The 14,325-nt window shown below is 64.6% G+C and carries 9 protein-coding genes and 2 pseudogenes; 4 read left to right on the forward strand and 7 right to left on the reverse strand.

What is annotated here, in order from left to right; all coding sequences use genetic code 11:
* Positions 1-239 precede the first annotated feature (239 nt).
* On the reverse strand, positions 240-1,010 hold the full coding sequence (locus tag ACVWYI_RS14580; protein ID WP_456662411.1) for an SDR family NAD(P)-dependent oxidoreductase: 771 nt from the start codon (positions 1,008-1,010) through the stop codon (positions 240-242).
* Positions 1,011-1,186: 176 nt separating this feature from the next.
* The gene (locus tag ACVWYI_RS14585) at positions 1,187-1,474 is read right to left on the reverse strand and encodes a hypothetical protein (protein ID WP_007593600.1); all 288 of its coding nucleotides are present in this window, start codon (positions 1,472-1,474) and stop codon (positions 1,187-1,189) included.
* Between the two features lie 56 nt (positions 1,475-1,530).
* Here ACVWYI_RS14585 and ACVWYI_RS14590 point away from each other — a divergent pair, with 56 nt between their 5' ends.
* From ACVWYI_RS14590 to ACVWYI_RS14600, 3 genes and pseudogenes are all read left to right on the forward strand, one after another.
* Positions 1,531-2,943 (forward strand): CoA transferase, encoded by a 1,413-nt coding sequence (locus ACVWYI_RS14590; protein WP_456662412.1) that lies wholly within the window; start codon positions 1,531-1,533, stop codon positions 2,941-2,943.
* A 156-nt stretch (positions 2,944-3,099) separates the two neighbouring features.
* Positions 3,100-4,344, forward strand: a complete 1,245-nt coding sequence (locus tag ACVWYI_RS14595) for an efflux RND transporter periplasmic adaptor subunit (protein WP_354047083.1) — start codon at positions 3,100-3,102, stop codon at positions 4,342-4,344.
* A 29-nt stretch (positions 4,345-4,373) separates the two neighbouring features.
* Positions 4,374-7,491, forward strand: a pseudogene (locus ACVWYI_RS14600) (efflux RND transporter permease subunit).
* A 72-nt stretch (positions 7,492-7,563) separates the two neighbouring features.
* On the opposite strand, the gene ACVWYI_RS14605 reads toward ACVWYI_RS14600, so the two are convergent.
* From ACVWYI_RS14605 to ACVWYI_RS14615, 3 genes and pseudogenes are all read right to left on the reverse strand, one after another.
* Positions 7,564-8,526, reverse strand: coding sequence for an amidohydrolase family protein (locus ACVWYI_RS14605; RefSeq protein ID WP_247349878.1), 963 nt, complete (start codon positions 8,524-8,526; stop codon positions 7,564-7,566).
* 46 nt (positions 8,527-8,572) lie between these two features.
* Positions 8,573-9,130 carry a hypothetical protein gene (locus ACVWYI_RS14610; protein WP_456662413.1) on the reverse strand — a complete coding sequence of 186 codons (558 nt, stop codon included), beginning with the start codon at positions 9,128-9,130 and terminating at the stop codon, positions 8,573-8,575.
* A gap of 25 nt (positions 9,131-9,155) precedes the next feature.
* Positions 9,156-10,587: pseudogene (locus tag ACVWYI_RS14615) on the reverse strand (TolC family outer membrane protein).
* Positions 10,588-10,808: 221 nt separating this feature from the next.
* Here ACVWYI_RS14615 and ACVWYI_RS14620 point away from each other — a divergent pair.
* Positions 10,809-12,668, forward strand: coding sequence for an acetyl-CoA hydrolase/transferase C-terminal domain-containing protein (locus tag ACVWYI_RS14620; RefSeq protein ID WP_456664525.1), 1,860 nt, complete (start codon positions 10,809-10,811; stop codon positions 12,666-12,668).
* 5 nt (positions 12,669-12,673) lie between these two features.
* On the opposite strand, the gene ACVWYI_RS14625 is transcribed toward ACVWYI_RS14620, so the two are convergent.
* The gene (locus ACVWYI_RS14625; protein WP_354047089.1) at positions 12,674-13,453 is read right to left on the reverse strand and encodes an enoyl-CoA hydratase; all 780 of its coding nucleotides are present in this window, start codon (positions 13,451-13,453) and stop codon (positions 12,674-12,676) included.
* Between the two features lie 145 nt (positions 13,454-13,598).
* Positions 13,599-14,264, reverse strand: coding sequence for a hypothetical protein (locus tag ACVWYI_RS14630; RefSeq protein WP_456662414.1), 666 nt, complete (start codon positions 14,262-14,264; stop codon positions 13,599-13,601).
* Positions 14,265-14,325: the final 61 nt, after the last annotated feature.

Here is a 14,325-nt window from a genome sequence, read left to right on the forward strand (position 1 = left end):
CCGTCATTGCGAGCGCAGCGAAGCAATCCAGACTGTCACCGCGGCAAGCCTCTGGATTGCTTCGCTGCGCTCGCAATGACGAATTTGTTGATCGATCGTCCGCCACACTATCGGTCATACCCGCGAAGGCGGGTATCCAGTACGCCGCGGCTTCTCGGTTCAATCACCGCCGTCTCCGGATACTGGATCGCCCGCCCCAGTGCGCAACAGCGCACAAGGCGGGCGATGACAGTGTGCTCCTAAAAATTCACCCGGTTCGAGATCGCGCCATCCACGACGAGATTGGAGCCTGTGGTAAACGCCGACACCGGGCTTGCCAAGAACACCGCCGCGCTCGCGATTTCTTGCGGGGTCGCCATGCGGCCGGTCGGATTGCGGCTCATCGCATCATTGTAGCGCTCTGGCATGTTCTGTTCGATCATGTTCCAGACGCCGCCCTTGAAGTAGACGGTGCCGGGCGAGACCACGTTGACGCGGATCTTCTTCTTTGCGTATTGCCGCGCCAGCCCCTTGGCCATGTGGATCAGTGCCGCCTTGATCGGGCCGTAGGAGCTGGCGAGATCGGCCTGTGCCGCTGAGATCGAGGAGATGATGACGAAGGCGGCGTCGCCACTCTTCTCACCGCCGGCCTCGAGAAACGGCCGCGCGGCGTCGAACGCATGGACGGCGCCGAGCAGGTCGAGCCGAAAATTCTGCTCCCACGATGCGGCATCATGGCCTTGCGCCATCGCCCCCGCGTTAGAGAACAGCATGTCGATGCCGCCAAGCTCCTTTGCAGCATTCTCGATCCAGGATTTCAGTGCCGTGCCGTCGGTGACGTCGACGGGGCCGCCGGTCGCGCGGATCCCGCTGGCCTTCAACTCCGTGACGGTGGCGGCAACCTGATCGGCGTTGCGTGCACACACCGCGACATTGGTGCCTTCGCCGGCCAGCGTCGCCGCAATTGCCCGCCCGATGCCGCGCGTGCCGCCGAGCACGACGGCGTTCTTGCCTTTGAGACCGAGATCCATTGTTTGGCTCCTTCTTGTTGATGCAGGGTATTGTAGCTGTTTCAGAGGATATGCTGAACTCTCCAATTCGTCATTGCGAGCGCAGCGAAGCAATCCAGAAATGCATCCGCGGAAACAGTCTGGATTGCTTCGTCGCAAGGGCTCCTCGCAATGACGAATTGGAGAGAGGCGGGCCCTCACTCCGGGGCCGCCCCCACCGGCGGGCCGCCGGGCGGGCGGTGCAGGAATGTCAACGAGACGTAGGCGCCGGCCCAGGAGCCGATCGCGGCGAAAGCCACATAGAAAGCGTTTTCGGTGTAGCTGATCACGGCGTAGGAGGAGAGCATGTACCAGACCGCGCTCCAGTTCGCCGCGGGCACGCGCTTGCGCGCGATCACGGCCGAGGTGAACATGACATAGACCGCGTCGGTGGCTGCCGTTGCGATGAACACGGCGCCTGCGGTGAGGGGATCGATGGCGGCCATTGCATTTCCTTCCGGGATAGTGAGAAGTTCGCAAAACTAAAGGGAGAGAAGCGGCTATGCAAAGCCCCGCCAACATTCTCAGGGATATCTGGACCTCCGTCGGCGGCGATATGGCCGCGCTCGAACGCGTGCGGCTGACCGGCGAGGAGCCGCAAATCCCGTCCTCATTTCGCGTCGCCGTCGCTGGACAAACCACGATCGCCGCCGCCGGCCTCGCCGCCGCCGAAATCTGGAGATTGCGCAGCGGCGAGGTGCAGGATGTCTCCATCGACATGCGCCACGCTGTCGCCGAATGCCGCTCCGAACGCTATTTACGCGTCGACGGCAAGCCGCCGCCCCCGGCCTGGGATGCCATCGCCGGCGTCTACAGGACCGGCGACAACCGCTTCGTCCGCTGCCACACCAATTTCCCGCATCATCGCGATGCCGTCTGCAAGGTGCTCGCTTGCGACCCCGAGCGCGAGAAGGTGCAGGCCGCGTTGATGCAATGGAAGGGCGAGGATTTTGAGACTGCGGCCTATGCCGCCGGCGGCGTCGTTGCCCTCATGCGCTCCTACGACGAATGGTCGGCGCTGCCGCAGGCCCGCGCGCTCGCCGAATTGCCGCTGGTCTCGATCGAGAAGATCGGCGAGGCTCCGCCAAAGCCGTGGCCGCAAGGACTGTCGAACGGCGATCGTCCGCTCGCAGGCCTGCGCGTGCTCGATCTCTCCCGCGTCATCGCGGGCCCCGTGGCCGGCCGCACGCTCGCCGCGCACGGCGCGGATGTTCTGCTCGTATCAGGCCCCGAGCTGCCGTCCATCCCGTGGCTCACCATCGACACCGGCCGCGGCAAGCTCACCACCTTCATCGAGTTGAAGAGCGAGACGGGCAGGGCGCAGATGCGCGCGCTGTTGAAGGACGCAGACATCTTCTCGCAAGGCTATCGCCCGCGCGCGCTTGCGGCTCTCGGCTTTACGCCAGAGGACGCAGCGAAAATCAATCCCGGCATCGTCTACGTGACGCTGTCGGCCTATGGCCATTCCGGTCCCTGGGCAGAGCGGCGCGGCTTCGATTCGCTGGTGCAGACCACGACCGGCTTCAACCATGCCGAGGGACAGGCCGCCGGCCTCGACGGGCCGAAGGAATTGCCGGCACAGATGCTCGATCACGCCACCGGTTATCTGATGGCGTTCGGCGCGATGATGGCTAGGGCGCGCCAGGCCCGCGAAGGCGGTAGCTGGCACGTGCGCGTGTCGCTGGCGCAGACCGGGCGCTGGCTGTGGAATCTCGGACGGCTCGAAGGCGGCCTGAACACCCCGGATATTTTGGGCGAGGCCGTACATGCTGCATTCATCGAGAGCATGCCATCTGGTTTCGGCACGTTGAAGGCGGTGCGTCATTCAGCACTGCTGTCGAAGACGCCCGCGCAATGGAGCCGTCCGGCGATGCCGCTTGGCAGTCATCCGGCACAATGGCCGGCACGAAACTGACACCGAGCTTACTTGGACCTGACGCGTTGCAGAATTTTAACGCAAACCGAAAGGCGCGCCGCGTTTTTTAGGTTGTTTGAAATCACAATTCGGCACTATTAGCGCGACCGATGAGGCAGGCATCCGCCGGTATCATCGCAGACATGACCGGGCCCCATGGTAGTTGGAAATACCAAGCGATTGCAGGTGCTTACAAAACAGCGGGTGATCACATCCGTAGTTTTACTAGCTCTTGCCGGTGCCGGGGCCTACGGCTTCCTCTATGCGGGAGCCAAGGACAAGAGCCACTCCGAGATCTCCAGCCAGTCGCGCAGGAATGCGCAGAACTTCACACCGACGCCGTCGGAATGGGCGACGCTGACGATCGAGCCGGTCAAGGCCAAGACCTTCCGGGCCGAATATGTCACCGAGGGCAAGGTCGCGGTCGACGAGGACCGTTCGACGCCGGTGTTCTCGCCCTATGCGGGGCGGGTGACCAAGCTGCTCGCCAAACCGGGCGAGATGCTGAAGCAAGGTCAACCGCTGTTCACAATCGAGGCCGCCGACACCGTGCAGGCCCAGAACGATTTCATTGCGGCGATGACCTCGCAGAACAAGGCGAAGTCGGCGATCGATCTTGCCGACATCCAGTTCAAGCGCGCCAAGGACCTCTACGAGGGGCATGCCATCCCGCTGAAGGACTATCAGCAGGCTGAAGCGACCCAGGTTCAGGCGCAGAACGACATGCGCTCCTCGGCGACGGCGCTGGAGGCCGCGCGCAACAAGCTGCGCATCCTCGGCTTCACCGACGAGACCATCAAGGCGTTCCAGGACAAGGGCGTCATCAATCCGGAAGTCACGATCTATTCGCCGATCGCGGGCACGGTCGTGCAGCGTAAGATCGGTCCCGGCCAGTACGTCAATTCCGGCGCCAGCGATCCGGTGTTCGTCGTCGGCGACCTCTCCACGGTCTGGCTCACCGCCTTCGTGCGCGAGAGTGACGCGGCTGCCGTGTGCATCGGGCAGGACATCACCGTCAACGTGATGGCGCTGCCGGGTCGTCCGCTGACTGCGAAAATCAACTACGTCGCCGCCGCGATCGACGCCAACACCCGCCGTCTGCTGGTCCGCGCCACCATCGACAACAAGGACGGCCTGCTCAAGCCGGAGATGTTCGCCAACGTCACGATCTATTCGGCCGGCGACCGCGCCGCGCCGGCGGTACCGAAGCAGGCCTTGATCTATGAAGCCGACAAGGTCCGCCTCTGGGTTGCACGCGAGGACAAGTCGGTCGAGCTGCGTGAGATCAAGATCGGGCTCATCAATGGCAACCTCGTCGAGGTCACCAGCAATCTGAAGCCCGGCGAGCAGGTCGTCACCAAAGGCAGCCTGTTCATCGACCGCGCGGCGTCCGGCAGCTGATCGACGACCCAAGAAAATTGAAGACCTGAATGGATCGCCTCGTCGCCCTTGCCGTCAATCGGCGCTTCCTGATGGTCGGCATGTTCGTCGCCGTGCTCTTCGGCGGCCTCATTGCGTTCAACCAGCTCAACATCGAGGCCTACCCCGATCCGACCCCGCCGATGGTCGACATCGTGACGCAGAGCCCGGGCCTGTCGGCGGAGGAGATCGAGCGCTACATCACGATTCCGATCGAGACCCAGGTCGCCGGTCTGAAGAACCTGACGACCATTCGCACCATCTCGCTCTACGGCCTCTCCGACGTCAAACTGCAATTTTCCTTCGCCTACACCTATGACGAGGCGTTGCAGCAGGTCTTGAACCGCCTGGCGCAGCTCGCGCCACTACCCGGCAACGTGCAGCCGCAGATCTCGCCGCTCAGCCCAATTGGCGAAATCTTCCGCTACCGTCTCGTCGGTCCGCCGAACTACAGCGTGCTCGACCTCAAGACCATCCAGGACTGGATCCTCCAGCGCCGCTTCCGTGCCGTGCCTGGTGTGATCGACGTCACCGGCTGGGGCGGCAAGAGCAAGACCTACGAGCTCCAGGTCGACTTCAACAAGCTGGTCGCCAACGGCCTGACGCTGCCGCAATTGCTTCAGGCGGTCGGCAATTCCAACGTCAATGTCGGCGGCAACACCGTCAATATCGGTCAGCAATCGGCCGTGGTGCGCGGCGTCGGCCTGATTCGCTCGATCGACGACCTCGCCAACACCATGGTGGCGCAGACCAACGGCAACCCGGTGCTGGTCAAGGACGTCGCCACCGTCACCGTCGGCCAGAAGCCTCGTCTCGGCATTGCCGGCCTCGACGATTCCGACGACATCGTGCAAGGCATCGTCCTGATGCGCCGCGGCGAGCAGAGCTCGCCAACCATCAAGCGCGTCCACCAGCTCGTTCAAACCATCAACGACTCCAGCATCCTGCCGCCGGGCGTGCGCATCGAGCGCATCTACGACCGCGGGGATCTGATTGAGCTCACCACCCACACCGTGCTGCACAACATGGTGGTCGGCATTCTGCTGATCGTGCTGCTGCAGTGGATCTTCCTCGGCGATCTCCGCAGTGCGCTGATCGTCGGCGCCACGATTCCGTTCGCGTTGTTCTTTGCCGTGATCATCCTGGTGCTGCGCGGGGAATCGGCGAACCTGCTGTCGGTCGGTGCGATCGATTTCGGCCTGATCGTCGATGCTACCGTCATCATGGTGGAGGCGATCTTCCGGCGCCTGACGCAGACGACACCGATGTCGGAATCCGAGCAGATGTCGTCCGAGACGCTGTTCGGCATGAAAAGCCACGCCATCCTCAGCGCGGCGGCCGACGTCTCACGTTCGATCTTCTTTGCCGCGGCGATCATCATCGCGGCCTTCCTGCCGCTGTTCACGCTCTCCGGCGTCGAGGGCAACATCTTCGGGCCGATGGCGCGCACCTATGCCTACGCGCTTGCAGGCGGCCTCCTTGCGACGTTCACGGTGACGCCAGCGCTGTCCGCGATCATCCTGCCGGCTCATGTCAGGGAGACCGAGACCAGGGTGATGCGGATCCTGCATCGGCTCTACATGCCATTGCTGAATTGGGCGGTCGCCAAACCGCGGCATCATGCTCGGTGGCGCGCTCGGCCTCGTGCTGATGACGGTTGCGCTCAGCCGGTTGCTCGGCCTCGAATTCCTGCCCAAGCTGGAAGAGGGTAATCTCTGGATCCGTGCGACGCTGCCGCCGACCATCTCGCTCCAGGAAGGCAACTCCTACGTCAACGAGATGCGCAAGGTGATCCGCGCGCGGCCTGAAGTGGAATCCGTGGTGTCGCAGCACGGCCGCCCCGATGACGGCACCGATGCCGCCGGCTTCTTCAACGCCGAGTTCTTCGCGCCGCTCAAGCCGGCCAGCCAATGGCCCGGCACCCGCGACAAGGAAGAGCTGACCGCGCAACTGCTCAAGCAGCTCGACGATCGTTTCCCCGGCGTCGAGTTCAATTTCTCGCAATATCTCCAGGACAACGTCTCCGAAGCCGTCTCGGGCGTGAAGGGCGAGAACTCGATCAAGCTGTTCGGCAGCGATCTCCAGGCGCTGACCGACACCGCCAATAAGATCAAGTCGGTGCTGGCCACCGTGCAGGGGGTCACCGACCTTGCGGTGTTCACCTCACTCGGGCAGCCGACCGTCCAGATCGACATCAACCGTGCCAAGGCTGCGCGCTATGGCCTTGCACCGGGCGACATCAACGCCACCATCAAGGTCGCGATCGGCGGCGACACCGCCGGCGACATCTACGAGGCCGGAAGCGACCGCCACTTTCCGATCATCGTTCGCCTTGCGCCGGAATTCCGCAGGAGCGCCGAAGCGATTCAGAATTTGCGGATCGGCGCCCCCGGGCCGAACGGCACCGTCACGCAGATACCCCTGAGCGAGGTCGCCACCATCAGCCTCGTCTCGGGCGCGGCCTACATTTATCGCGAACAGCAGGAACGCTATCTGCCGATCAAGTTCTCGGTGCGTGAGCGCGATCTCGGCAGCGCGATCCGCGAGGCGCAGCAGAAGATCGCCGATCAGGTGCAGCTGCCGCCCGGCGCGCACATGGACTGGGTCGGCGAATTCGGCAATCTCCAGGACGCGATCCGGCGATTGTCGATCGTGGTGCCGATCTCGCTCGCGCTGATCGGCGTCCTGCTCTGGTTCAATTTCGGCTCGATGACCGACACGCTACTCGCCATGAGCGTGATCCCGATGGCGATCTTCGGCGGCGTGCTCGGTCTCTTGATCACCGGCACCGCCTTCAGTGTCTCCGCGGCGATCGGCTTCATCGCGCTGTTCGGCATCGCCGTGATGGACGGCATCATCATCCTGTCGCAGTTCAACCAGTTGATCGACGAAGGCATGGACCGCATGAGCGCGGTGATCCGCACCGGCGAATTGCAGCTCCGACCCGTGCTGATGACCTGCGTGGTCGCGGGCGTCGGTCTGCTGCCGGCTGCGCTGTCTGGAGGCATCGGCTCGCAGGTGCAGAAGCCGCTCGCGGTCGTCGTCGTCACTGGCATGATGCTGGCGCCGATCGTGATCCTGGTGACGCTGCCGGTGCTGATCTCCTTCTTCTCCCGCCGCGCACGCTGACCTGTTCGAGCTGGAATCGCGTTCCGCTTCGCGGCCATCTCCGCGCGGCGAAGTCTCAACCAGTCTGGCGAATCAAAATCCGTAGAGCCGCGCCGGATTGTCGACCAGGATTTTCTTGCGCACATCCGCATCCGGTGCCCACACCGGAAGCTGATTGAGGAGACGCCCGTCGTCGATCTGGTAGAGCGGCGCGACGTCGGTTGGCTTGCGTCCCTCGACGCGGCTCGAATCCGGATGCGGCCAGTCGGTGCCCCAGACGATGCGGTCCGCGTTCGCGGTGATCAGCGCCTGCGCGAACGGCACAATGTCCTTGTAATCCGGCGCGAGCGTTGACGAGCGATAGGCGCCCGAAATCTTGACATAGGCCTTCCCCGACTTCACCAGCGCGACGAGATCGGAGAAGCCCGGCTGGCCCAGGCCGCGCGAGGCTTCGAGGCCGCCGAAATGGTCGAACACGACAGGTACCGGCGCCGTCTCGACGAGGTCCTTGATCGCCGAGATCATCGGCAGCGTGGTGTAAAGCTGCACGTGCCAGCCGCGCGCCTTCATGCGCTCGACTGCGGCGGTGAAGCGCGGTCGGCCGACATTGGGGTCGTTGACGCCGCCGGTCGCGAGATTGAGGCGGACGCCGCGGAAGCCGTCCTGATGCATCGCGTCCAGCGCGCTCTCCGGCGTCTTGTCGTCGATCACGGCCACGCCGCGAGCATTGACGCCGCGTGCTTTCATGCCGAACAGGGTCGACGAATTGTCGGTTCCGTAGACACTTGGAGTGACAATCACCACGCGTTCCATATTCAGCGACTTGTGCAGCGCGGCCATCTCCTCCGGAGATGCCAGCTCGGGCGTGTAGACACGCCCAGCGAAGAACGGAAACGTTTCGGGATCGCCGTGGATATGGGTGTGGCAGTCGCAGGCATGCAGCGGAACGTCGAAGTTGACCGGCGTCGCGGGCTGTGCCGCACGGGCGTGGGCTTTGTTGGACATGGCAACTCCGGCGGCAAGGGAGGCAAGCAGGACGCTACGTCGGCTGAGCATGATTTCTCTCCCCGCTTCGTCATTTGGAGGTAGTGACACTATCACATCAGTCCGGAACCTGCTCCGCTTCGCTGCATAGCTGCTCGACGAGGCCCGCAAGCGGGCGTGAGCCGTCAACGCGCACCACCGGGGAGGGCAAGCCCGCGAGCCACGCTTCATCCTTTGCAAGACTGCGGCCTTCGCGATCTCCGGCTTCGTAGTGCGATGCCCATTCGACAAAAGATTCAGTCTCATCATGGCGCCAGCCGCCTGGCGCGACGGCGTCAGCGCCGAAATGGGCGGCCTCGCGGGCGCGCAATCGCGTCAACCGGATTTCGCGCGGCGTGCTCACGAAGACGACCAGATCGAAAAGCGGGACAAGCTCCTCGCCCCAGCCGGTGACGGTTCCGCTCAGCACCCAATCGAGACGCGGCAGAAACATTTCGCGCATCAGGCGCAGACGCTCGGCGGCGGGGCGCGTGGTCTGGTAGGGCGGCGCGGTCGGCAGCCAGAAATAATCATCGCTGTCGTGATGCGGCAGCGCAAGCCGGCCGGCGAGCGCGCGGCCGATCGTCGTCACGCCAGAGCCTGAAGCTCCCATCAGATGGATGCGGCGGCTCGTCATCGGCACCAACCCAGACGATTTGGAATTATTGCCCAGACGGCGTGCGCAGGCCGTGCCAGGCGTCGCGGACCTGCTGGTAGTGCACCTCGGGCAGATAGTCCGGCGTGTTCAGGCTCAAGGTCTTGACATCGAGATGGCCGACGGCGCTGAGCAGCGTGTAGGAGGCGATCACGCGGTCGCGGCTGGCGCCGATCAGGCGGGCCTTGGCCTGGATCAAATCGGCCTGCGAGTTCAGCACGTCGACCGTCGTGCGCTGTCCGCCGGCGGCCTCGCGCTGCACGCCCTGGAGTGCGACGGTTGCCGCCTTCACCTCGGACTCGGAAGCGGACACCGCGATCTTGGCGCCTTCGTTGGCAACCCAGGCGCTGGTCGCCGCGGTGCGCGCCTGGTTGCGCACCTGATCGAGCACGAGCCGGCTCTGCGCCGTGATCTCCTTGGCCTGCCGGGTCTGCGCAGCAGCCTGGCCGCCGTCGTAGATCGGCGCAGTGACGTTGGCGACGATCGAGGCCTGGTCCTCGGCGAAGGTGCCGAGCGTCGGGTCGTTGTTGCGGCTCCGGCTGGCGCTGCCCTGGATGCTCGCGCTCGGCAGCAGCGCGCCTTCTGCGACGCGGATGTTGGTGGAGGCGACATCGACGTCGAAGCCCGCCGCCATCACCGCCGGGTGCTGACGGATAGCCATCATCAGCGAGTCTTCGCGGCTCTTCGGCAGATAGCGGTCGACGACTTCGGCGGCTCGAAGCTGCGACGGTGCATTGCCGATCACCTGCGCGTAGATCGCCTGGCTCACCGCCAGCGCGACTTCGGCGGCGTTGAGATCGGAAAGCCCGCGGTTGAGCCGACGCCTCGGCCTGGGCGCTGTCGGTCGGCGTGACGTCGCCGGCGTTGAGGCGGCGCTGGGTGACGGCGAGCGTTTCGCGCAGGAAGGAGACGTTGGAGCGCTGCGCCTCGACCAGCGACTGGTTGGCGAGCACGTTGGTGTAGGCGGTAACCGCGTCGAGCAGCACGCCCTGGCCGACATTGCGCAGCGCCTCGCGGCCCGACTGCACCTGGAGTTCTGCGGCGCGCACGTTGTTGGCGGTGCGGAAACCGTTGAACAGGGTCTGCGTCACAGTGACGCCGATGATCCACGGCTTCAGATTGGCGGTCTGGATGGTGTTGTCGGGCAGCAGATTGCGCACCGATTGCAGCCCGGCGCTGAGGCTTGCCACGATCTGCGGCCGATAGCCGGCGAGCGCCTGCGGCACGTTCTCGTCGGTGGCGCGCTGACGCGCGCGCTCGGCATTGAGCTGCGGGTTGGTCTGGTAGGCCTTGGCGAGCGCCTCCGGCAGGGCTTCCGCCCATGCGGCGGAGGGCAGGGCGCAACAGAGCGCCAGCGTGGTCCATGTCGCGAGCACAGGAGCCACGCCCGACCGATGCCGCGTCATCACGCGACCAACTCTGGCGGCACGCCCAATCATGTAATCCCGCAAATCCCGGCTGTCCGCCCCCGCCGACGGCGGCTCTCTTAACTGTTTAACCAGCCGACGTCCCGCAGGCAAACTGCCGCGGGGAAAACCCCCATGTATTCCGTGCTTGTTGCAGGTGCGTCACACACCAATCCCCTCCAGGATGCGTTATAGGGAGCTTGGCGGCTTCCAATCCGTCAGGTGCCTGTCATGTAGTCCGGACCCCACGGATGATGCCGAAGCTCTTCTCCGATTCCGATGCTCTCGCGGAGGAGATCGTTCGCGCTGTCGGAACCGATTTGGTGGTCGGACTGCCGCTCGGCCTCGGCAAGGCCAATCATGTGGTCAACGCTCTCTATGCGCGTGCCTGTGCCGATCCTGACGTCAAGCTGACACTGCTCTCGGCGCTGACGTTGGAAAAGCCGAGACCGAAAGGCTTGATCGAGCACCGGTTCATCGCGCCCGTGATCGACCGATTGTTCGGCGGCTATCCCGATCTTGCCTATGCCGATGCGCTGCGCGAAAGCCGGTTGCCGCCCAACGTCGAAGTCGTTGAATTCTTCTTTCTGGCGGGACGCTGGCTGCACGTGCCGGCCGCGCAGCAGAATTACATCTCGGCCAACTATACCCACGCGGCAAGCTATCTGCTGGCGCGCGGGCTCAATGTGGTGACGCAACTGGTGGCCAAGCGCGTCGTCGACGGGGTGCCGCGCTACAGCCTGTCTTGCAACACTGACACGACGCTGGACGTGCTGCGTGAACGCCGCGCCGGGCGTGCATCGTTCAAGCTGATCGCACAGGTGAATTCCGAACTGCCGTTCATGCCGGGCGCGGGCGACCTTCGGGCCGATGAATTCAGCGCCGTGCTGGAGAGCGCTGCGACCGACTTTCCGCTCTTTGCGCCGCCGTCGGAGCCGATCTCCAACGTCAAATACGCGATCGGACTGAATGCGGCATCGCTGGTACGCGATGGTGGCACGCTTCAGATCGGCATCGGACAGATCGGCGATGCGCTGGCGCAGGGTCTGATCCTGCGCCATCGCGACAGCGCTGCCTTTCAAAAAATCGTGGCTCGGCTGTCACCCGCACCACTGTCTGTTCCGCAGGAAACCGGAGCCTTCGAGGTAGGGCTTTATGGCGTCAGCGAAATGCTGACCGAAGCCTTCATCGGCTTGATCGACGCCGGCATCCTCAAGCGTGCCGTCGACGGGGTGGTGCTGCACGGCGCCTTCTTCCTCGGACCGAAACCTTTCTATCGTGCGTTGCGCGAGATGTCGCCTGACCAGATCGCGCGCATCCAGATGATGCCGGTGTCGTTCACCAACGAACTCTACGGCGAGGAGGAACGGAAGCGCCGGGCGCGGATCGATGCGCGCTTCATCAACAACACGATGATGGCCACGCTCTTAGGCGCGGCCGTCTCCGACGGCCTCGACAACGGGCAGGTGGTGAGCGGCGTCGGTGGGCAATACAATTTTGTGGCGCAGGCTTTTGCGCTCGAAGGGGCGCGATCAGTCCTGACGCTCGAGGCGACGCGCCAGGCGGGCCGTTCGCTCAAATCCAACATTCTCTGGCGCTATGGGCACGAGACCATTCCCCGGCACCTGCGGGATATCTTCGTCACCGAATACGGCGTTGCCGATCTCAGGGGGAAGTCGGATGCCGACGTCATCGCGGGGATGCTGGCGATCGCGGATTCGCGCTTCCAGGGCGAGTTGGTGCGGGTCGCGAAGGACGCCGGCAAATTGCCGCGCGGCTATGAGATACCGGCGGCCCACCGCGAAAACCATCCAGAACGGATCACGAGCGCGCTCAAGCCCGCGCGCGATGCCGGGCTGCTGCCGTCGTTCCCGTTCGGCTGTGATTTCACTGAGGTGGAACAGCGCCTCATCCCGGCGTTGGAGATGCTGCAAGGCGCGCAACGCTCGCCGCAGGCGTTGGCGAGCTTGCTGTGGCAGGGATTGATACGAACGCCCGACGGTGCCGATGAGGCGTGTCTCGCACGCCTCGGTCTTGATCGCCCCGCGACCTGGGCCGAGCGTGGATATCGCGCGCTCGTCAGCGCGGCCCTCGCGCAGAGCCGCGAGACGTAGCCGTTTTACCGGTTCTTGTTCACCGGCTTGCGCTTCTCGATGAACGCCGCCATGCCCTCGGAGCGGTCCTCCAGCGCGAAGGTCGAGTGGAACAGGTTGCGCTCCACGCTCATGCCCTCGGCGAGCGTGGTCTCGAAGGCGCGGTTGACCGCTTCCTTGGCCATCGCGACCGCGGGGCGCGACATCGCGGCGATCTTCTCGGCCGCAGCCATCACCTCGTCCATCAGCTTGTCGGCCGGCACGATGCGGCTGACGAGGCCGCTGCGCTCGGCTTCGGCTGCATCCATCATGCGGCCGGTGAGGCAAAGGTCCATCGCCTTGGACTTGCCGATCGCACGGGTCAGGCGCTGGGTTCCGCCGATGCCGGGGATGGTGCCGAGCGTGATTTCGGGCTGGCCAAATTTCGCGGTGTCGGCGGCGATGATGAAGTCGCACATCATGGCGAGCTCGCAGCCGCCGCCGAGCGCATAGCCCGCGACCGCGGCGATCGTCGGCTTGCGGCAGCGTGCGAGGCGGTCGCCGCCGATCGCGGCAAAATCCTCGGAAAACATGTCGATGAAGCCTTTCGGCTGCATCTCCTTGATGTCCGCGCCGGCGGCAAACGCCTTCTCGCTGCCGGTCACGACGATACAGCCGATGGCGTCATCGGTTTCGAGGTCGTCGACTGCCGCGGCAATCTCGCGGAAGACGCCGAAGGAGAGCGCGTTGAGCAGCTTCGGCCGGTTCAGCTTGACGATGCCGACCGCGCCTTTGCTTTCGACGATGATGTGTTCGAACGTGCTCATGCTCCACCCACGCTTTTTGATTGAGCGGGCAATGTGCCCGCTGGCGCGGTGGGCTTCAAGGGCCAAAGATGTCGGAAAGGTCGTCCGGAACACGCCGAGATGCGCGTTCCGGACGAGGTCCAGCGGGCCGGCAATCAGGCTGGATTCAAGCCATGAACATGCGCGCGGCGGAAGCCAGCGTCAGCAGTGTGCCGACGCCGATGAAGATCTTGCCGATCAGCGAGCTCTGGTCCCAGGCCGAGCTCTGCTGGCTGCTTGCCATCACCGGCGCCGGCCGCGGCTGCGCATCGGTTGCGGCAATCACCGCCTTTTGCGCCGGCGGGTTGTCCTGTTGCAAGGCGCGGTCGATGTCGTTGAGCTGATCGGGTGCGACGACCTGGCTCTCGGCGTTTGGGGCGGCGGTATTATCGGCCGCTGCCTGGACGTTGTCGTTGGCGCGGCCCGTCATCGCGGAGGCGGCAGCCGCGGTCGGCGTATCGGCGGCGGCGAGCTGCGCATTGGCGTTGGCGACTTCCGGCGACATCTGCCGCGAGGCCGGCACCTTGCTATTGTCGGCCTTCGCCTCGCCGGCCGTTGCCGCGGCGTCCTTGTTGTCGGCCTTGTCGCCGGATTTCTGCGCCGTCTTGGTGGTGTCGCGATGGCGCGACGTCTGGCGCCGCTGCTTGCTCGGCTTGACTGCGTCGGCCTGGTTGCCTGCGCTGTCCGGTTTGCTGCTTGCGGCTGAACTCGGTGCCGCCTGCGCAATGCCCCCGAACAGCAAGAAAAGCCCGGCCAGGAGAATCAGGGCCGCGCGCCCGCTGGCTTTCTTCATGTTGACGATCTCCCCAATTTCGCCTGTCCCGGAAGCGAACAGAGACCCCGGGGCGTGACGA

Source organism: Bradyrhizobium sp. LB13.1 (assembly GCF_054056815.1).